Below are 18,492 nucleotides of genomic sequence, written 5' to 3' on the forward strand. Positions count from 1 at the left end.
CACCGTTTGAGGAAGCAAAAAGCATGACGACGACAACGATTGAAAAAATTCAGCGCCAGATTACAGAAAACCCGATTCTGTTGTACATGAAAGGTTCCCCTAAGTTGCCGAGCTGCGGTTTCTCCGCCCAGGCCGTACAAGCGCTGTCCGCGTGCGGTGAACGCTTCGCCTATGTAGACATTTTGCAAAACCCGGATATTCGTGCTGAGCTGCCAAAATATGCTAATTGGCCGACCTTTCCGCAGCTGTGGGTTGACGGTGAACTGGTTGGTGGATGTGATATTGTCATTGAAATGTATCAACGTGGCGAATTGCAGCAACTGATCAAAGAAACCGCAGACAAATACCGCGAGCCGCAGGGCGGAGACAGCGCGCAGTAAATCGCGCCTGTTAGCGAGCATATTGTCGCTAGCTGATATGAAAGAGGGGGACCTGCTTAATGGTCCCCTTTTATTTTGGGGATGAAACTTGTTTCTGTTCCTACCCGGAGAAACTCAGACCGTTTTGTCTTCCATGGGCAGTGGCCAACCGCCCAGTCGCTTCCAACGATTAACCAGCTCGCAAAATAGCGCCGTGGTCTGCTGTGTATCATAAAGCGCTGAGTGTGCCTGCGCGGAGTCGAAGGCGATGCCAGCGGTTATACAGGCCTTCGCCAATACCGTTTGTCCCAGCACCAACCCGCTCAGTGCGGCGGTGTCAAAGGTGGCAAAGGGGTGGAACGGGTTGCGCTTAAGTCCGCAGCGTTCCGCTGCCGCCATCAGAAAACTGTGATCAAAATTGGCGTTGTGGGCGACGATAATGCCACGATTGCAGCCCCTGTCTTTAATCCCTTTGCGCACCATTTTGAATATTTCATGCAGGGCTTCGTATTCAGAGACGGCACCGCGCAACGGATTGTGAGGATCAATGCCGGTAAACGCCAGCGCAGCAGGATCAAGCAGCGCGCCTTCGAATGGCGCGACGTGAAAATGCAGTGTTTCATCGGGCTGTAACCAACCGTCCTCATCCATTTTCATCGTGATGGCGGCAATTTCCAGCAGTGCGTCAGTTTTCGCGTTGAACCCTGCGGTTTCAACATCAATAACAACCGGGTAAAACCCGCGGAAACGGTCACTCAGTGCGTTCAGGTTATTTTTATCAGCCATGTTCTCTTTAATCATTTACTAAATGCAGCGCGCATTATGGCAAATTCCCACCATCAATGCAGTAAACCTGATGCCTTGAGCACCTTGAAGGGGAGAAACGCGTAATGGAATGTGCGTTGCTTAAGAGATAAAGGGAGGGATTAAACGAAAAAGCGGCGGGCAAGCCGCCGTAGAACATTACCTGACAATCAGTTGCCGAGCCCGTTTCCAGATTGCGCTTTTTCAATCAGCTCAATCTTGTAACCATCGGGATCTTCGATAAAGGCAATAATTGTAGTGCCACCCTTAACCGGGCCGGCTTCGCGCGTCACTTTTTCACCTGCCTGGCGAATACGCTCGCAAGTGGCGGCAACGTTTTCAACCGCCAGCGCGATGTGCCCGTAAGCATTACCCAAATCGTATTTATCAACGCCCCAGTTGTACGTCAGCTCAATGACGGCCCCTTCGCTCTCTTCGGTGTAACCCACGAAAGCAAGCGTGTATTTGTATTCGGTATTTTCACTGGTTCGCAGCAAACGCATCCCCAGTACCTTGGTGTAAAAATCGATTGAGCGTTGTAAATCCCCAACACGCAACATGGTATGAAGTAAGCGCATAATATCCTCGATTAACTACTGTGGTTGACCGCCATCACCAAGACGACAGCGAAAAGACTCGTTACAAAGTATACCGTTGTAACGGGATTGAGTCCAAATCCTTGATGTAGAAGGTACACCCAGGTGCCGCAGTGGACGAAAATCACATTTATGCCATAACTTTGCTGTATATTAATGACAGGCCAAATAAATAGTGTCGCTAGAGAAATCTTCGGCGCTACAATATATAATACTGAGTATGGTCTACAACCAGCGCCGCTCTACACCTAAAGCTTGCCATTGTCGCCCTGTAACGCTTCAATGAACGTAATGGGTAGCGGAGGTGCAGTGCCTGAACAACTTGAACTTTTTGCTGTTCCCAACCCTTGTCGTGGCGTGTGCCAAACGGATACGCGCGGTTATTGTCTGGGTTGCTTTCGCAGCCGCAGTGAGCGTTTCTCCTGGGGGCAGATGAGCGATACGCAAAAACAGGATGTGTTGAGACTTTGTCGGCAGCGCGAGAAACGGATGATGCGTTCGGAAAAGGCTACACTGAATAGTGAGTGGCAGCAGCCCTCGTTATTCAACGATGAATAGTGTGCTTCTGACACTAATAGCTTATGTTACGTCATGCAGAGAGGACAACTCTGTGCTCCTTTGTACCTTGAGATAATTTCCTCAAGGTGAATAGATTTGGTATAACAGCAATGCGGCCACCGCCATTTATGGATAAATTAATAAGTAAGGTGCCCTTTTCATTTTTTTTAAAATCAGAGTTGATTGCAATCCAGGGATATAACTTAGTACGCTAATAATAAGGAGATGTTATGGAATTGCCGTTAGGTTCTGATTTAGCCAGATTGGTCCGCGTATGGCGGTCATTAATTGATTTTCGCCTGAAACCACTGGAATTAACCCAAACCCATTGGGTAACATTACATAATATATACCAACTGCCTCCGGGGCAGTCGCAAATTCAATTGGCCAAAGCCATTGGCATTGAGCAGCCATCTTTGGTACGAACCTTGGATCAGTTGGAAGAGAAAGGATTGATTACGCGTAGCATCTGCGCGCACGACAGGCGCGCGAAACGCATCGCGTTGACGGATGCGGCGGAGCCAATCATTCAGGCGGTGGATGATGTGATAAGTCAGACGCGCGGCGAGATATTGCTAGGTATATCCGTGCAGGAGGTCAGTGCGCTTACTGGACTTATTTCTCGCTTGGAAAAAAACATTCTCGCATTACATGAGGGCCATGAAAGTCATCATTGATGCGTCATCAGACAGAATAATGATTGGGTAGAATAAATGTCCACCAAGCCGAATTGAATAATGCTCTGCATTCAAACATGGCATCACGCTGCAATCCTTTACCTGATTCCTATTTCTGGTGAATTATTGGTGTCGTGTGGATGTTTTTTTACTGAAAAAGCAGATGAGGTTTTAGCCTAGACAGGTGATATACCTTTTGGCATCTTTTTTAGATGATATGCTATTTTTCGTTAAAAACGTGCTGTACCCGACGTGTTTTGTGCCAATGCAATTATTTTATCAGTATGCCTGTACCATTGATGCTACATGTGTCCGAATGAACTTTTCATGTGAAGTGATATTATTGACCTAAGCAATAATGCAGGTTATCACCACCGTGCTGGTGGTGATAACAGAAACAGGGGTGTTTATCGTGGTGCCACTGTCACGTTTTGGCCGCTGCTGGACATGGCAACACGTTGGCCCACGCTGAAGCGGGTATCGCCTTGGCGCTGCACAACCATGATGGTGGTGCCATCATCGCGACGAATTTCCAATTCAACGCCTTGAACGCGGTTCATTGCACCTTGTGCACTTTGACCCGCTACGCCACCCGCTACTGCGCCTGCTGCGGTTGCGAGTGAACGACCGGTACCACCACCGATGGTGTTACCCAAGAACCCACCCAGTACTGCGCCACCAATAGCGCCCATGGTGCCATTCTCATCGCCAGCCTGAATCTGTACAGGTCGTAATGAAACGATGGTGCCATAAGTTACAGTACGAACCTGTTTGGCTTCAGAGGCGCGATAAACGTCACCAGAAAGCGAACTGGTGTTGGCACAGCCCGCCAATGTCATACCGGCTAAAGTAATCACAAGTAAACGCTTCATCATATATAAGACTCCTGTAATCGCAATGTGTCAGCTTTCCGTTACTGAAGGCTAACGTGGTAATGCTTATCAAACGGTCACTGCGAAACGCCATATTGGCCGTTGCGCACAACTCACCCTGATATAATAGGATTATATTGATAATGAAAAATGGCTAAAGTTCCTTGTTGCCACTATTCTCTCTCATCCTATTGGCGCATATGTTCATTTTATAGCAAAAAACGGCCCTTTTTTCCTCAAAATAAACGCGCATTCAAAGAATGGGACATCGAATCCACCCTAGAATGAAGAATACCTGAGCCGTTTGCCCGCTCGCCATGTTATTTTGTAAATAAGTACAGCTTGGTTTATGGGGATTTTTTGTGCGTGTACAGCGCGGGATGGGAAATACACCGTTATGAAATCAGGCAGATACATCGGAGTGATGTCGGGCACCAGTCTGGACGGTGTCGATGTGGTCCTTGCAGCGATCGATGAGCACACGGTAGCGCAGCAGGCGAGCTATTGTCATCCAATGCCGTTGGCATTGAAGCAAGCGGTTCTGGACGTCTGCCAAGGGCAGGCGGTGACGTTGTCTACGTTAGGCCAGTTGGACACTCGCCTCGGCAAGCTGTTTGCCGAGGCGGTGCTGATGCTGCTGAAACAGACCGAACTCGATGCCAGCGATATCATGGCGATCGGCTGTCATGGTCAAACGGTGTGGCACGAGCCTCTCGGTGACGCGCCTTGCACGCTGCAAATCGGTGATAACAACCAGATCGCAGCGTTGACGGGCATCACTACGGTGGGCGATTTTCGCCGACGTGACATCGCACTCGGCGGGCAAGGTGCGCCGCTCGTGCCAGGTTTTCACTATGCATTGCTGATGCACCCTGATGAGCGTCGCGTTGTGCTCAATATCGGGGGGATTGCCAACATCTCCCTGCTGGCGCATGACTGTCCGGTACGCGGCTATGATACCGGGCCCGGCAACATGTTGCTGGATGCCTGGATCTGGCGCCGTCAGCGGCAATCCTATGATAAAGACGCGCAGTGGGCGGCAACCGGGCAGGTGAATGTCCCTTTGCTACGCCGCATGCTGGCCGATCCTTATTTCGCTTTACCTGCCCCTAAAAGCACCGGGCGCGAATACTTTAATCTGGGCTGGCTGGAAAAGCAGCTTGCGGGATATAGCACCCTTGCCCCTCAGGATGTACAGGCCACGCTGGCGGAACTCACCGCGGTCAGCATTGCCGATCAGGTGCTGTTGACGGGAGGCTGTGAGCGTGTGCTGGTGTGCGGCGGCGGGGCACGCAATCCCCTGCTGATGGCGCGTCTGTCCGCTTTGATGCCGGGTATCGAAGTCAACACCACCGATGAGTGCGGCGTGAACGGTGACGATATGGAAGCTCTGGCTTTTGCCTGGCTTGCTGCGCGCACGCTGTCTGGCCTGCCCGGTAACCTGCCATCAGTGACCGGAGCCAGTAAAGCGACCGTATTGGGGGCTATTTTTCCTGTTCTCAATGACTAATCAGATTTTGCTGAGAGGTCGTTGTAAGACCCGTTGTTACACTGTTGTTATCTGTGACGCGACCAACAGCGTCGTGGTCATGTGGCGATAACCTTTAGACAGGTAACAACGGGAAAGTAATAATGAAAATAATGCTATCGTGCCGCGCGGGTGTGCTGTTAGGGGTTGTGATTCTGTCAGGCTGTAGCGGTTTTAACCGGCAGACACCGGTAAAAACGTTGCATTATCAGTGCGGCACCCTGCCGCTTACCGTGACGCTGAGGCAGGATATTCAGCCAGCGGAAGTGCATTTCCTGCTAGACGGCGAGCGCCTGCAACTTCCGCAGGTGGTTGCTGCCTCAGGCACCAAATACAGCAATAACCGGTATACCTTCTGGAGCAAAGGCGATAGCGCCTTTATCGAGCGCAGTGGACATATCATTGCGGACGACTGCCTCCTACAGCATGCACCTTGACGCAACGCGTTACATTGAGATTTTCCCGCTGTGGGCGCAGAATGGAATGATGATATTCGTCCCGACACACCACAGCAGGATGTTATGACACAGGACAACACTTCACCGCCTTCCGCCGCATTTCCTACCGAAGATGAAATTGCGGACGTCAGACGCGAATATACCCGCGGCGGTTTGCGCCGCCATGAATTGACCGCCAACCCACTCGATCTGTTCGATAAGTGGCTCAAGCAGGCGTGCGATGCGCGCCTGTCCGATCCGACCGCGATGTGCGTTGCCACCGTCGATGAACAGGGCCAGCCTTACCAACGCATTGTGTTGCTCAAACACGTTGATGAGCAAGGGATGGTGTTTTACACCAATCTGGGCAGTCGCAAGGCTCAGCATCTGGCGCTGAATGCGCGTATCAGCTTGTTGTTTCCCTGGCATAGCTTGGATCGCCAGGTGATTGTGACAGGGCATGCTGAACGTTTATCCACCATTGAGGTGCTGAAGTATTTCCACAGCCGGCCGAAAGAGAGTCAGATAGGCGCTTGGGTTTCACAACAATCGAGCCGCATATCGGCCCGTGGCGTGCTGGAAAGCAAGTTTTTAGAACTGAAGCAAAAATTCATGAAAGGTGAGGTGCCGCTGCCGAGTTTTTGGGGCGGGTACCGCGTGGTCATTGATACTGTCGAATTTTGGCAGGGCGGGGCGCATCGCCTGCATGACCGCTTTCTCTATCAACGCGACGGCGATAATTGGCAAATTGATCGTTTGGCACCTTAAGTGCTGCTAATTCTAGCAAATATCCCCTTTAAATACTGGCGCTCCCATTAGGAGCGCTTTATTCTATGACGTTACGTTATTTCCCTTGGAATACGGTTTTTCAATTATCGTTTATTTTACGAAAATGGAGCTATTGATGGCGAGTGGTAACCTGATTCAACAATTGCAAGAGCGGGGCCTGGTTGCTCAGGTAACGGACGAAAACGCGTTAGCAGAGCAGCTGGCGCAAGGGCCAATTGCACTGTATTGCGGTTTCGATCCGACCGCTGACAGCTTGCATTTGGGGCATCTGGTGCCGCTGTTGTGCCTGCGTCGCTTCCAACTTGCGGGACATAAACCTGTGGCATTGGTAGGTGGGGCCACTGGCCTTATCGGCGATCCGAGCTTTAAAGCCACAGAACGTAAGCTCAATACCAGCGACACCGTGGGCGAGTGGGTTGAAAAGATCCGCAATCAGGTGTCGCCGTTCCTGGATTTCAACTGTGGTGACAATAGCGCAGTCATGGCGAACAACTATGACTGGTTTGGCGGCATGAACGTGCTGACTTTCCTGCGCGATATCGGTAAGCACTTCTCTGTTAACCAGATGATTAACCGCGAAGCGGTGAAACAGCGTTTGAACCGTGATGATGTCGGTATCTCTTTTACCGAGTTTTCTTACAACCTGTTGCAAGGGTATGATTTTGCGGCGTTGAACGAAAAATATGGCGTTGCATTACAGATCGGCGGCTCTGACCAGTGGGGCAATATTACCTCTGGTATCGATCTGACCCGTCGCTTGCACCAGAACACGGTATTTGGCCTGACTGTTCCGTTGATCACCAAATCAGACGGTACCAAATTTGGTAAAACCGAAGGCGGCGCAGTCTGGTTGGATGCCAAGAAAACCAGCCCGTACAAATTCTACCAATTCTGGATCAATACCGCCGATGCGGATGTTTATCGCTTCCTGAAGTTCTTTACCTTCCTCAGCATTGAAGAGATCACTGCGCTGGAAGAAGAGGACAAAAACAGCGGCAAAGCGCCGCGCGCCCAGTATGTGCTGGCTGAAGACGTCACGCGCATGGTTCACGGTGAAGAAGGTCTGCAAGCGGCGCAGCGCATTACTCAGAGCCTGTTCTCTGGTGCACTGAACGATCTGACCGAAAATGACTTTGCCCAGTTGGCACAGGATGGCATGCCGGTTATTGAGCTGGGGCGTGACGCTGACTTGCAGCAGGCGTTGGTGACGGCTGAACTGGTCCCTTCCCGTGGTCAGGCGCGTACTATGATCGCCTCAAATGCGGTGACCATTAACGGCGAAAAACAGGCTAACCCGGAGTATGTTTTCGCGGATAGCGATCGTCTGTTTGACCGTTACACGCTGTTACGCCGTGGTAAAAAGCACTACTGCCTGATTTGTTGGACGGCATAAGAAAACAGCATGTACAAGGGAGCGAAGGCTCCCTTTATTCTTGGTAATACGCCGAGGTCAGTGATAAGCAAGGTCAGGTTGTTGATAAATGAAAAACATTCTTTCTATTCAGTCCCATGTGGTTTTTGGACATGCAGGGAACAGTTCCGCAGAATTTCCGATGCGGCGTATGGGCGCAAACGTTTGGCCGCTCAATACGGTGCAATTCTCCAATCATACGCAGTATGGTCAGTGGACCGGCAGTGTGATGGACGCCAGCCATTTGACCGATATTGTGCAGGGGATTGCCAATATTGACAGACTGGCGCGCTGCGATGCGGTGCTGAGTGGCTATATCGGCTCCCCCGAGCAGGGGGCGAGCATTCTGGATATCGTCCGTCAGGTTAAAGCCGCGAATCCGCAGGCGATCTATTTTTGCGATCCGGTAATGGGCACGCCCGAGAAAGGCTGTTTTGTTGCACCCGGTGTTTCGGATTTCCACTGCAACCAGTCGCTGCTGGCCGCCGATGTGATTGCGCCGAACCTGCCGGAACTGGAACTGCTGGCGGGCGTGACGCTGCACAATGTAGATGAAGCCGTTGCTGCTGCGCGTCAACTCTGTGAGCGCGGACCGAAAATCGTGCTGGTTAAACATCTCAGCCGCGCAGCCCGCCGGGCTGACAGTTTTGAAATGCTGCTGGTTACCCCTACCGACGCTTGGCATATCAGCCGTCCGCTGGTGGAATTCGAACGCCAGCCTGTCGGCGTAGGCGATTTGACCAGCGGTCTGTTACTGGTGAACCTGCTCAAAGGCGTTGCGTTAGATAAGGCGCTGGAGCACACCACGGCAGCGGTGTATGAAGTGATGCTGGTGACCAAAGAGATGGACGAGTACGAGCTGCAATTGGTGGCAGCACAGGATGGCATTGCCAACCCGCGTCACCATTTTCAGGCGGAACGCCTCGGTTAATGGCGCGTTAGGCGGCACCTTTGGGTGCCGCATCGTCTCTTACCCTTTCAATCGTTCAACCTTTAATGCCGTCAATACCGCCGGGCGTTCTGCAATATGGTCGAGATAAGCGGCCAGCGCCGGATAGCGGAACATATCAAGTTTCAATGACTGCGCCCACCGCATCACGGTAAACAGATACGCATCCGCGACGGAAAAACGATTTCCCACCAGATAGTTTTGTTCACTGAGCACAATATTGATATAGCGGAAACGAACCTGAAGGTATTCCTGTAGCAGTTCCTTATAGGTTTCTGGTGTGCCTGGGCGAAAAATGGGGGTAAACGTTTTGTGCAGCTCGGAAGAAATATAGTTGAGCCACTCAACACAGTGATAACGCGCCATGGTGCCTATCGGCGCCATCAGATTAGATTCTGGCACTTTATCTGCAATGTACTGCGCGATGGCGACGCCTTCCGTGAGCACCGTACCATCATCCAGTTGAAGTACCGGCACCATCCCTTTCGGATTGATGGCCATAAAATCCTTACCGCCAGCCGTTTTTTTCCTTTTAATATCGACACTTTCTAACGTGAAATCTTGACCGGCCTCGCGTAAAACAATGTGGGGAAAAAGAGAACAACTTCCTGCTGTATAATACAACTTCATGAACAGCTCCTTCTTATCATTAGATTAGGACATGGAGAGCGGAAGACCCTTTCCACAACGTAATGCGCCAGACCGTGGTGTGTTTCAAACGCCCCAACCACCCTCTATCGTGCCCGAAATCACGTCAACAAGGTGTGCGATCACTCGCAATTAGATCCTGATATAAAAAATTCATATTCCTGACAATAACTAAACGGTGTTTTTACACATTTGTACCCGCTTTCTCCTTAATTTCTCAGAAACGCCCGATTTATAACGATGATTGCAGTGATAGCTGAATAATCCCCTTGTTACTAAAACGTTATTTTTTGTTTGTGTTATCTTTAAACAAGACCTCATGAAGCAGCGGGATATCTTTCTGCTGTGACATGGCGGCACGATAATACCGATAACCTGTCAAGCCATTGGGAGGCAGCATGTCACAGGCGCTACACCATGCATATCTGGATAGGCTCAATGTCCGGCAACAGACTTATCACTACTACAGCCTGTCACAGGCAGAAAAATCGTTAGGCTCATTAAAAAAATTACCGAAGTCTCTGGCCGTACTGTTGGAGAACTTGCTGCGTCATCTCGATGGCGAAACGGTGCAACAAGCGGATCTCGACGCGGTATCCGCGTGGCTGGAACACGGTCATTCGGATCGCGAAATTGCGTACCGTCCTGCGCGCGTATTGATGCAAGATTTTACCGGCGTACCTGCCGTAGTGGATTTGGCGGCAATGCGCAACGCGGTACACCGTCTGGGAGGAGAGGTCAACAGGGTGAATCCGCTCTCACCGGTCGATTTGGTGATAGACCACTCGGTGACGGTTGACCATTTTGGCAATTCTCAGGCGCTGGTGGAAAACACGCGGCTCGAGATGACGCGTAACCATGAGCGTTACCAGTTTTTACGCTGGGGGCAAAACGCGTTCCGTCATTTCCGCGTGGTACCACCGGGCACCGGCATTTGTCATCAGGTCAATTTGGAGTATTTGGCTAACGCCGTGTGGTGTGAAACCGTGGAGGATAAAACCATCGCTTATCCTGACACACTGGTCGGCACCGATTCACACACCACCATGATCAACGGGTTAGGCGTTTTGGGGTGGGGCGTTGGGGGGATTGAAGCCGAGGCCGCCATGTTAGGACAGCCGGTGTCGATGTTGTTGCCGGATGTGGTCGGTTTCAAACTCAGCGGAAAACTGGGGGAGGGGATCACGGCAACCGACCTGGTGCTTACGGTTACGCAAATGCTGCGTAAGCACGGCGTTGTCGGGAAATTTGTTGAATTCTACGGTGATGGGCTGGATAACCTGGCCTTGGCGGACCGGGCAACCATTGCCAATATGGCACCCGAATATGGTGCCACCTGCGGCTTTTTCCCTATCGACGATGTCACTCTGGCGTATATGCGCTTAACCAACCGTAGCGACGAACAGATAGCGCTGGTAGAGGCTTACAGCAAAGCGCAAGGGCTGTGGCGGCATCCCGGGGACGAGCCGCGTTTTACCAGTCAGTTGGCATTGGACATGGGGACGGTGGAAACCAGTCTGGCGGGGCCAAAACGCCCACAGGATCGCGTTGCATTAGCACAGGTGCCTGCAGCGTTTACTGCCAGTCGTGAACTGGAGGTTAGCAGTGGCAATGCGGGGACCGAAGCGGTTGACGTGACATGGGCGGATGAAACCTTCTCGCTACGGCAGGGGGCTGTGGTGATTGCGGCGATCACCTCGTGCACTAACACATCCAATCCCAGTGTGTTGATGGCGGCGGGGCTGTTGGCAAAGCACGCGGTTGAGCGCGGTTTGCGGTGTAAACCGTGGGTGAAGACCTCGCTGGCACCCGGTTCCAAAGTGGTTCCCGATTACTTCGCTAAAGCGGGATTAATGCCTTATCTCGATGCGCTAGGTTTTCAACTGGTCGGGTATGGCTGTACCACCTGTATTGGTAACTCAGGGCCGTTGCCGGAGCCAATAGAACAGGCGATTAAATCCGCCGATTTGACGGTGGGGGCGGTTCTCTCGGGCAATCGTAACTTTGAGGGGCGTATTCACCCGCTGGTAAAAACCAACTGGCTGGCATCACCGCCGTTGGTCGTGGCCTACGCGCTGGCGGGCAATATGACGCTCGATTTGACCAGCGACCCGCTGGGCGTAGGACACAACGGTGAGCCGGTGTTCTTGAAAGATATCTGGCCCTCGGCGAAAGAAGTTTCCGACGCAGTGCAGCACGTCAGTGTTGACCTGTTTCATAAGGAGTACGCCGCTGTTTTTGACGGTACGCCCGAGTGGCAATCGATAGCCGTGGGGGATAACCCTACCTACGAATGGCCACAGGATTCCACCTATATCCGCGAAACCCCGTTTTTCACCACCATGGGCAAGGATCCCGATCCGATACAGGATATCCGCGGAGCGCGAATTCTTGCGCTGTTGGGGGATTCGGTCACTACCGACCATATCTCTCCTGCGGGCAGCATCAAAAAAGAGAGCCCGGCAGGCCTTTATCTGCTCGAACGCGGGGTCAGCGTGGAGGATTTTAACTCCTACGGCTCACGCCGGGGTAACCATGAGGTGATGATGCGCGGCACGTTTGCCAATGTGCGCATCCGTAATGAGATGGTGCCGGGCACGGAAGGAGGATTCACGCGGCATATTCCCTCGCAAAGCGTCATGGCCATTTACGATGCGGCAATGCGCTATCAGGATGAACAGGTACCGTTGGCGTTGGTTGCCGGAAAAGAGTACGGATCGGGTTCCAGCCGAGACTGGGCAGCAAAAGGGCCGCGGTTGCTGGGGGTCAGAGTCGTGATTGCGGAGTCGTTTGAGCGTATCCACCGCTCCAACTTGATTGGCATGGGGATTTTACCGCTGGAGTTTGCCCCCGGCGTGTCGCGTAAAACCTTAGGGCTGACGGGAGAAGAACGCATCTCGATATCAGGCCTGCAAGCGTTGACGCCCGGTGTGACGGTGGATGTCACCCTCACGGACAGTCAGGGACACGCGCAGGTTATTCAAACGCGATGCCGTATCGATACCCGCAATGAGCTGACCTATTATCAACACGGCGGTATTTTGCACTACGTCATTCGCAAGATGTTGTGAGGGGCAGTGGTAAAAATATCGGGGCCTTCAGGCCCCGATAGCAACTCAGCGTGTTGTTGATAGCGGCCGTCGCTATCAACGCACATTAACGCGGAGGGAGATCCAACATATGGCCCATTTTGGCGGCTTTGGTTGCCAGATAGCGCTCATTTTTAGGGTTGCGTCCCACGACTAGCGGCACACGTTCCACAATGTTGATGCCTGCATCGTTGAGGATTTTTACTTTTTGCGGATTGTTAGTCAGCAAACGAACTTCATTCACGCCCAACAGCTTGAACATGTCCGCACACAGCGTGAAATCGCGCTCATCGGCCGCAAAACCGAGCTGATGGTTTGCTTCAACGGTATCGGCCCCCAGGTCTTGTAACGCATAGGCACGAATCTTGTTCAACAAGCCGATATTACGCCCTTCTTGTCGGTGATAAAGCAGCACACCACGCCCCTCTTCAGCAATATGGCCCAATGCAGCTTCCAGTTGGAATCCGCAATCGCAGCGCAAGCTGAACAATGCATCACCGGTTAAACATTCGGAATGGACACGTGCCAGAACAGGCGCTGGACCGGAGATATCACCGAAAACCAGCGCGAGGTGATCGTGTCCTGTGGCTAACTCTTCGAATCCTACCATGAGGAAATCGCCCCAGGGGGTGGGTAATTTTGCTTCGGCCACCCGTTTAAGCTGCATTTTACATCTCCAACACAAAAAGATTGCGCATATCCTACTGCCGGATAACGCAATTAACCAGTAAAAACGCCATTGCGCAATAAAACCAAACGCAAACCGTGCAGGTGCTCTGCATAATTCATCAGGTTTATGCCACAGCTCGATGTGTGTACAGCAGCACAGGCACTGACATAACGTTGGAGTAGTTTACGTTCCATTGACGAAGACGGGGAGATTTCGTGATAAATTTATGAAAAATTTGCGATTTACACCCACTCTTTAACCGTGTGTTTCTGCGTTTGTGAGTAAAAGGTGAAATAGGGGAAGTTATGTACGACATTGCCAAACGCACTGCCTTCGGTGCGGGAATTCTGCTGATATTGCCTGTTGCCGTAGGGCTGAGCGGTTGGCAATGGCAGCCCGAAACTCAAGGGCTTTGGCTACGCGGATTGTTCTGGGTCACGGAAACGGTGACGCGCCCCTGGGGGATAGTGACCAGCGCGCTGTTGGCGCTCTGGTTTCTGTGGTGCTTACGTTTTCGTTTCAAACCGGCACTGGGCGTGCTGGCCATCATGGCGCTGACGGTACTGGTAGGTCAAGGCATGAAGTCGTTCATTAAAGAGCGGCTTCAGGAGCCGCGTCCCTTTGTGGTCTGGTTGGAAAAAACGTATCAGGTTGATGAGCGATATTTCTATTCTTTACCGCGCCCCGAACGTGCGCGTCTGGTGGCGGAACAACTGAGCGCACAAACGCAGATACCTGAATGGCTGCGCGCCCATTGGCAATTTGAAACGGGCTTTGCCTTCCCGTCTGGGCATACGCTGTTTGCGGCAACCTGGGCATTGCTGGCGGTAGGGTTACTGTGGGCGCGGCGGCACTATAAAACCGTGGTGGTATTGATGGTATGGGCGTCGGGGGTGATGGCCAGTCGTTTGGCGTTGGGTATGCACTGGCCGCAGGATTTGATCGCAGCAACCCTGATGAGCTGGGTGTTGGTGGTGCTGGCTTGTACGGTGGCACAGCGCTGGTGCGGCCCATTAACGCTGTTACCGCAGGAAACGCAAAGCGATGATGATGACGCGAATCAGGGGCACAAGGGGCCCCTCCCATGATCTCAGGCATTGCTGCTCAGACTGTGGGCATTTGGGGTATTTCTGGTAAATGGGCTGCGGCCAGCGATCGTCACTTGCGACGCGTTTCCTTGAATGGGCTGATACGTAAAATCATCTCTGTGACCAATACGCATTACCGTAAACGAAAGCGGGTCCCTGCGGTCCTGAAATCCCCAAGATGTATAAAAGCGACGCTACAGGCAAGGTTAAATAAAACCATCTCCAGTGATGGAACCACATTACAAGATGCGCTAGAAAGTTTATATCTGAGGTTGAATGTCACACTGGCGTCGCAGCACACTATCGTCAAAGGTAAAACGGTGCAATTGCCTTACAGCCCTGGCGAAATTTTCACGTTGGAAAAGTGGGGGGCGGAGTACCGCATGGTCAATACGATCGAGGGGGTAACCTCATGTACTGACGGTTATTATGTTTTTATCATCCCTGCCGACGCGCCATATAAGATCCAGTGCGCAGCGCTGGCCTGCCCAGAAGAACCGATAAGCAGGCTCCCCCTCAAGGGGCACTCTTCTTTTGTTAATGTCACCAATAATGTCACCACAGTGCACTTCGCCGGGGTGCTAAAATTCGCTCAACAGCAGCTGGCTTTTTGGAGTAATGCCAGCGGTCATTTCATGCCTCCTGCCGAAACCCGCCACGCGCTCTTGCCCTATATCAAATTGCTTTTGCCTGAATCGCATTTTGTCGATCATCGCTTTTTGTTAGCGGGTTGTTCAAAAACAGACGGTACAAAAACAGGCAGCGCTGCCGCTCCCGTCTAATGCTTCCTCAGTTAGCCATGTCCTTTCTCCGGCTATAATGGATAATTCTATGGGGTTTAGCGCCAACATTTGGCATAATCATCAGGTTAAGGCGATATCACAGGAACAAGAACGTGAAATACTTGCTGATCTTCTTATTGGTACTGGCGATATTCATCATTTCTATTACGTTAGGGGCGCACAACGAACAGGTTGTTACCTTCAACTATCTGCTGGCGCAGGGCGAATATCGTGTTTCCACGCTACTTGCGACGCTGTTTGCAGTGGGGTTTGTGCTGGGCTGGGTGATCTGCGGTTTATTCTACCTGCGATTGCGCATCATGCTGGGCCGTGCGCAGCGTAAAATCAAACGCCTGGAACAGCAACAGTCTGTAACAGAGAGCGAAACACCGCCCTCTGCGCCCTCTGTTTCCCACTAAGGATCCTCCTCTATGTTAGAACTGCTGTTTCTGTTATTGCCGGTGGCCGCTGCATACGGGTGGTACATGGGCCGCAGAAGCGCGCAGCAGGACAAGGATCAGGAAGCCAACCGCTTGTCGCGAGAGTATGTGACAGGTGTGAACTTTTTGCTTTCTAATCAGCAAGATAAAGCCGTGGAGCTGTTCCTTGACATGCTCAAGGACGAGAGTAACACCTTTGAGGCACACCTGACGCTCGGTAACCTGTTCCGCTCACGCGGCGAGGTCGACCGTGCCATTCGCATTCATCAGGCATTGACGGAAAGCGCCTCTTTATCGTTCGAGCAGCGCCTGCTGGCGGTGCAGCAACTCGGGCGTGATTATATGGCCGCCGGGCTGTATGACCGCGCTGAAGAGATCTTCACCCAACTGGTGGATGAAGAGGATTTTCGTCGCAGTGCGCTGCAACAACTGTTGCAGATCTATCAGGCTACCAGCGACTGGCAGAAGGCGATCGATATCGCAGAAAAACTGGTCAAACTTGGGCAGCTACAGTTGAATACCGAAATTGCCCATTTTTACTGCGAACTGGCGTTGCAAGCGATGAGCAGTGACGATCTGGATAAAGCCCTGACGCTACTGAAAAAAGGTGCAGCAACGGATAAAGCGTGCGCACGGGCGTCGATCATGATGGGGCGCATTCATATCGCTCAGGAACGCTATGCGCCTGCGGTAGAGGTGCTCCAACAGGTGTTGGAACAAGATAAAGCCTTTGTCAGTGAAACCCTGCCGATGTTGGAAACCTGTTACCAGCACTTGCCTGCGTCGCAGGCTTGGGAAGATTTTCTCAAACGCTGTGTTGAAGAGAACACCGGTGCCAGCGCCGATCTGATGTTGGCGGATATCCTCGAGCGCAAAGAAGGGGCTGAGGTGGCGCAGGTCTACATCAACCGCCAGTTACAGCGCCACCCGACAATGCGTGTTTTCCATCGTCTGATGGATTTCCATCTGAGTGAAGCCGAAGACGGTCGCGCCAAGGAGAGCTTGCTGGTGCTGCGCGATATGGTGGGAGAACAGATACGCACCAAACCGCGTTACAGTTGCCAGAAGTGTGGCTTCACCTCGCAATCCCTCTACTGGCACTGTCCTTCATGCCGTTCTTGGGCCAGCATTAAACCGATTCGTGGTCTGGACGGACAATAGCCTGAGGCGTGCCTTATGCATTGTGTCGCTTCTATAAACATTGATTTAGTTACAACATACTAACTATTGGCAGTAAATTAGCGGTGAACACCGCGCGAAATGCAGCGCGGTCCAGCAGGGCCGCTGGGCTTTCGCAGGATAGCAGGGTAGAATGCGGCGGAAAATTTTCATACGCGGACCACTATCACTCCACGGATTTAATCGCCAAGCAAAACTGAGGGCCACATGAGCGAACACATCACCCCACCGCATGCCGTTACGTCGCCGATCGTTGTCGCATTGGACTATGCTGACCAGAATCAGGCGTTGGCGTTTGTCGATCGCATCAATCCGCAGGATTGTCGGCTGAAAGTGGGCAAAGAGATGTTTACCCTTTTCGGTCCGCAATTTGTTCAGGCACTACAGCAGCGTGGTTTTGACGTTTTTCTCGACCTCAAATTTCACGATATCCCTAACACGGCTGCGCATGCAGTGGCGGCTGCGGCAGAATTAGGGGTGTGGATGGTTAACGTCCACGCCAGTGGAGGGCGGCGGATGATGGAAGCGGCCAAAGCGGCATTGCAGCCCTTTGGTGCCGATGCGCCGTTGCTGATTGCCGTTACGGTGTTGACCAGCATGGAGGCTGACGATCTGCTGGCGTTAGGCATCACGGCGACACCGGCGCAGCAGGCCGAGCGCCTTGCGCTGCTGACCCGTGATTGTGGATTGGATGGCGTGGTGTGTTCGGCACAGGAAGCGCAGCGATTGAAGCAGGTTTGTGGCAGCGCGTTCAAGCTGGTCACGCCGGGGATCCGCCCGACAGGCAGCGCCAGTGGCGATCAGCGTCGTATTATGACGCCGGAACAGGCGCAGGCGGCCGGCGTTGACTATATGGTCATTGGGCGTCCGATCACCCAATCTGCCGATCCGGCGCAGACGCTGGCGCAGATTCGGTATTCGTTGTTGGCGGGAGGGCAGGCATGAGTGAGAGTAACAGCCGGTTGGTCTATTCCACCGACGCCGGGCGCATCAAGGAAGAGCCTACGCCGGTAACGCGTGCCAAAGGCGACGGTGTAGTGCGCATCCAACGGCAAACCAGCGGGCGCAAAGGCAAGGGCGTGTGTATTATCACAGGGCTCGATCTGGATGATGCTGCGCTTACCGCGTTGGCTGCAGAGCTGAAGAAGAAATGTGGCTGTGGCGGCGCGGTTAAAGACGGCACCATTGAGATCCAAGGCGATAAGCGCGATCTGTTAAAACAGCTATTGGAAGCGAAGGGATTGACGGTCAAGCTGGCAGGCGGCTAATCTGAAACGTGACAGCAGGGTAGCCCCTGCTGTCACACTCTATTAATCGACCTGATGCCCAATAATGCCGCCAATGGCAGCACCGCCCAGTGTGCCCAGCGTGCCGCCACCGGTCAGGATTGCCCCGCCGACTGCGCCAGCCCCAGCGCCAATGGCGGTATTACGATCGCGTTTGGACATGTTGGAACAGCCGCTGAGTGTCATGACTACTGCAACGGCAAGGGCAGTAACGACGAAACCTTTTTTCACAACCATAGTGATCTCCTGATGTTTTCGCCCGCAAGTGGCGGGAAATATCGCATTAAACGATATTTACACTATTTAATCTGACCTTGTCGGTCATCTCTC

The 18,492-nt window shown here is 52.4% G+C and carries 21 protein-coding genes; 15 read left to right on the forward strand and 6 right to left on the reverse strand.

Annotated elements, in window-relative coordinates; genetic code table 11:
- Positions 1-23 precede the first annotated feature (23 nt).
- Positions 24-380: a Grx4 family monothiol glutaredoxin gene (locus J5224_RS06090; protein ID WP_264624511.1), complete on the forward strand. Its 357-nt coding sequence runs from the start codon at positions 24-26 to the stop codon at positions 378-380.
- A gap of 114 nt (positions 381-494) precedes the next feature.
- On the opposite strand, the gene rnt is transcribed toward J5224_RS06090, so the two are convergent.
- Both rnt and gloA read right to left on the reverse strand, forming a co-directional pair.
- On the reverse strand, positions 495-1,145 hold the full coding sequence (rnt, locus tag J5224_RS06095) for a ribonuclease T (protein WP_264624512.1): 651 nt from the start codon (positions 1,143-1,145) through the stop codon (positions 495-497).
- Between the two features lie 188 nt (positions 1,146-1,333).
- The gene (gene gloA / locus J5224_RS06100; RefSeq protein WP_264624513.1) at positions 1,334-1,741 is read right to left on the reverse strand and encodes a lactoylglutathione lyase; all 408 of its coding nucleotides are present in this window, start codon (positions 1,739-1,741) and stop codon (positions 1,334-1,336) included.
- A gap of 327 nt (positions 1,742-2,068) precedes the next feature.
- On the opposite strand from gloA, the gene J5224_RS06105 reads away from it, so the two are divergent.
- Positions 2,069-2,317, forward strand: a complete 249-nt coding sequence (locus J5224_RS06105) for a DUF1289 domain-containing protein (RefSeq protein ID WP_264624514.1) — start codon at positions 2,069-2,071, stop codon at positions 2,315-2,317.
- A 230-nt stretch (positions 2,318-2,547) separates the two neighbouring features.
- The gene (gene slyA / locus J5224_RS06110; RefSeq protein ID WP_264624515.1) at positions 2,548-2,994 is read left to right on the forward strand and encodes a transcriptional regulator SlyA; all 447 of its coding nucleotides are present in this window, start codon (positions 2,548-2,550) and stop codon (positions 2,992-2,994) included.
- Between the two features lie 407 nt (positions 2,995-3,401).
- Here the strand turns inward: slyA and J5224_RS06115 are convergent, their stop codons facing one another.
- Complete coding sequence (locus J5224_RS06115) at positions 3,402-3,869, reverse strand: glycine zipper 2TM domain-containing protein (RefSeq protein WP_264624516.1); 468 nt, start codon at positions 3,867-3,869, stop codon at positions 3,402-3,404.
- A 394-nt stretch (positions 3,870-4,263) separates the two neighbouring features.
- Here J5224_RS06115 and anmK point away from each other — a divergent pair, with 394 nt between their 5' ends.
- From anmK to pdxY, 5 genes are all read left to right on the forward strand, one after another.
- On the forward strand, positions 4,264-5,376 hold the full coding sequence (anmK, locus tag J5224_RS06120; RefSeq protein WP_264624517.1) for an anhydro-N-acetylmuramic acid kinase: 1,113 nt from the start codon (positions 4,264-4,266) through the stop codon (positions 5,374-5,376).
- Positions 5,377-5,498: 122 nt separating this feature from the next.
- Complete coding sequence (locus tag J5224_RS06125; RefSeq protein WP_264624518.1) at positions 5,499-5,831, forward strand: MliC family protein; 333 nt, start codon at positions 5,499-5,501, stop codon at positions 5,829-5,831.
- 84 nt (positions 5,832-5,915) lie between these two features.
- Entirely contained in the window at positions 5,916-6,599 is a 684-nt protein-coding gene (pdxH, locus tag J5224_RS06130; RefSeq protein ID WP_264624519.1) for a pyridoxamine 5'-phosphate oxidase, read from the forward strand.
- A gap of 136 nt (positions 6,600-6,735) precedes the next feature.
- Complete coding sequence (tyrS, locus tag J5224_RS06135) at positions 6,736-8,013, forward strand: tyrosine--tRNA ligase (protein WP_264624520.1); 1,278 nt, start codon at positions 6,736-6,738, stop codon at positions 8,011-8,013.
- An 88-nt stretch (positions 8,014-8,101) separates the two neighbouring features.
- The gene (gene pdxY, locus J5224_RS06140; protein WP_264624521.1) at positions 8,102-8,962 is read left to right on the forward strand and encodes a pyridoxal kinase PdxY; all 861 of its coding nucleotides are present in this window, start codon (positions 8,102-8,104) and stop codon (positions 8,960-8,962) included.
- Between the two features lie 39 nt (positions 8,963-9,001).
- Here the strand turns inward: pdxY and gstA are convergent, their stop codons facing one another.
- Complete coding sequence (gene gstA / locus J5224_RS06145) at positions 9,002-9,610, reverse strand: glutathione transferase GstA (protein WP_264624522.1); 609 nt, start codon at positions 9,608-9,610, stop codon at positions 9,002-9,004.
- A 416-nt stretch (positions 9,611-10,026) separates the two neighbouring features.
- Here gstA and acnA point away from each other — a divergent pair, with 416 nt between their 5' ends.
- Complete coding sequence (acnA, locus tag J5224_RS06150; RefSeq protein ID WP_264624523.1) at positions 10,027-12,699, forward strand: aconitate hydratase AcnA; 2,673 nt, start codon at positions 10,027-10,029, stop codon at positions 12,697-12,699.
- Between the two features lie 85 nt (positions 12,700-12,784).
- Here acnA and ribA read toward each other — a convergent pair whose 3' ends face one another.
- Positions 12,785-13,384: a GTP cyclohydrolase II gene (gene ribA, locus J5224_RS06155; RefSeq protein WP_195312282.1), complete on the reverse strand. Its 600-nt coding sequence runs from the start codon at positions 13,382-13,384 to the stop codon at positions 12,785-12,787.
- A 308-nt stretch (positions 13,385-13,692) separates the two neighbouring features.
- Here ribA and pgpB point away from each other — a divergent pair, with 308 nt between their 5' ends.
- From pgpB to yciH, 6 genes are all read left to right on the forward strand, one after another.
- Positions 13,693-14,475 carry a phosphatidylglycerophosphatase B gene (gene pgpB / locus J5224_RS06160; protein WP_264624524.1) on the forward strand — a complete coding sequence of 261 codons (783 nt, stop codon included), beginning with the start codon at positions 13,693-13,695 and terminating at the stop codon, positions 14,473-14,475.
- Positions 14,472-15,257, forward strand: coding sequence for a hypothetical protein (locus J5224_RS06165; RefSeq protein ID WP_264624525.1), 786 nt, complete (start codon positions 14,472-14,474; stop codon positions 15,255-15,257). The genes pgpB and J5224_RS06165 overlap by 4 nt, the downstream gene beginning before the upstream one ends.
- A 113-nt stretch (positions 15,258-15,370) precedes the next feature.
- A complete protein-coding gene (locus tag J5224_RS06170; protein ID WP_264624526.1) occupies positions 15,371-15,676 on the forward strand; it encodes a LapA family protein in 306 nt (101 codons plus the stop codon).
- A gap of 12 nt (positions 15,677-15,688) precedes the next feature.
- Positions 15,689-16,858: a lipopolysaccharide assembly protein LapB gene (gene lapB, locus J5224_RS06175; protein WP_264624527.1), complete on the forward strand. Its 1,170-nt coding sequence runs from the start codon at positions 15,689-15,691 to the stop codon at positions 16,856-16,858.
- 225 nt (positions 16,859-17,083) lie between these two features.
- On the forward strand, positions 17,084-17,821 hold the full coding sequence (pyrF, locus tag J5224_RS06180; protein WP_264624528.1) for an orotidine-5'-phosphate decarboxylase: 738 nt from the start codon (positions 17,084-17,086) through the stop codon (positions 17,819-17,821).
- Positions 17,818-18,144, forward strand: a complete 327-nt coding sequence (gene yciH / locus J5224_RS06185) for a stress response translation initiation inhibitor YciH (RefSeq protein WP_264624529.1) — start codon at positions 17,818-17,820, stop codon at positions 18,142-18,144. Before pyrF ends, yciH begins: the two co-directional genes overlap by 4 nt.
- Positions 18,145-18,186: 42 nt before the next feature.
- Here the strand turns inward: yciH and osmB are convergent, their stop codons facing one another.
- On the reverse strand, positions 18,187-18,399 hold the full coding sequence (gene osmB, locus J5224_RS06190; RefSeq protein WP_222160497.1) for an osmotically-inducible lipoprotein OsmB: 213 nt from the start codon (positions 18,397-18,399) through the stop codon (positions 18,187-18,189).
- Positions 18,400-18,492 lie beyond the last annotated feature (93 nt).

It is taken from the genome of Candidatus Symbiopectobacterium sp. NZEC135, from assembly GCF_025962695.1.

What these genes read in the sequence shown, in the direction of transcription:
- J5224_RS06090 (WP_264624511.1), top strand. Translation starts at nt 24, where the DNA reads ATGACGACGACAACGATTGAAAAAATTCAGCGCCAGATTACAGAAAAC.
- rnt (WP_264624512.1), bottom strand. Translation starts at nt 1,145, where the DNA reads ATGGCTGATAAAAATAACCTGAACGCACTGAGTGACCGTTTCCGCGGG.
- gloA (WP_264624513.1), bottom strand. Translation starts at nt 1,741, where the DNA reads ATGCGCTTACTTCATACCATGTTGCGTGTTGGGGATTTACAACGCTCA.
- slyA (WP_264624515.1), top strand. Translation starts at nt 2,548, where the DNA reads ATGGAATTGCCGTTAGGTTCTGATTTAGCCAGATTGGTCCGCGTATGG.
- J5224_RS06115 (WP_264624516.1), bottom strand. Translation starts at nt 3,869, where the DNA reads ATGATGAAGCGTTTACTTGTGATTACTTTAGCCGGTATGACATTGGCG.
- anmK (WP_264624517.1), top strand. Translation starts at nt 4,264, where the DNA reads ATGAAATCAGGCAGATACATCGGAGTGATGTCGGGCACCAGTCTGGAC.
- J5224_RS06125 (WP_264624518.1), top strand. Translation starts at nt 5,499, where the DNA reads ATGAAAATAATGCTATCGTGCCGCGCGGGTGTGCTGTTAGGGGTTGTG.
- pdxH (WP_264624519.1), top strand. Translation starts at nt 5,916, where the DNA reads ATGACACAGGACAACACTTCACCGCCTTCCGCCGCATTTCCTACCGAA.
- tyrS (WP_264624520.1), top strand. Translation starts at nt 6,736, where the DNA reads ATGGCGAGTGGTAACCTGATTCAACAATTGCAAGAGCGGGGCCTGGTT.
- pdxY (WP_264624521.1), top strand. Translation starts at nt 8,102, where the DNA reads ATGAAAAACATTCTTTCTATTCAGTCCCATGTGGTTTTTGGACATGCA.
- gstA (WP_264624522.1), bottom strand. Translation starts at nt 9,610, where the DNA reads ATGAAGTTGTATTATACAGCAGGAAGTTGTTCTCTTTTTCCCCACATT.
- acnA (WP_264624523.1), top strand. Translation starts at nt 10,027, where the DNA reads ATGTCACAGGCGCTACACCATGCATATCTGGATAGGCTCAATGTCCGG.
- ribA (WP_195312282.1), bottom strand. Translation starts at nt 13,384, where the DNA reads ATGCAGCTTAAACGGGTGGCCGAAGCAAAATTACCCACCCCCTGGGGC.
- pgpB (WP_264624524.1), top strand. Translation starts at nt 13,693, where the DNA reads ATGTACGACATTGCCAAACGCACTGCCTTCGGTGCGGGAATTCTGCTG.
- J5224_RS06165 (WP_264624525.1), top strand. Translation starts at nt 14,472, where the DNA reads ATGATCTCAGGCATTGCTGCTCAGACTGTGGGCATTTGGGGTATTTCT.
- lapB (WP_264624527.1), top strand. Translation starts at nt 15,689, where the DNA reads ATGTTAGAACTGCTGTTTCTGTTATTGCCGGTGGCCGCTGCATACGGG.
- pyrF (WP_264624528.1), top strand. Translation starts at nt 17,084, where the DNA reads ATGAGCGAACACATCACCCCACCGCATGCCGTTACGTCGCCGATCGTT.
- yciH (WP_264624529.1), top strand. Translation starts at nt 17,818, where the DNA reads ATGAGTGAGAGTAACAGCCGGTTGGTCTATTCCACCGACGCCGGGCGC.
- osmB (WP_222160497.1), bottom strand. Translation starts at nt 18,399, where the DNA reads ATGGTTGTGAAAAAAGGTTTCGTCGTTACTGCCCTTGCCGTTGCAGTA.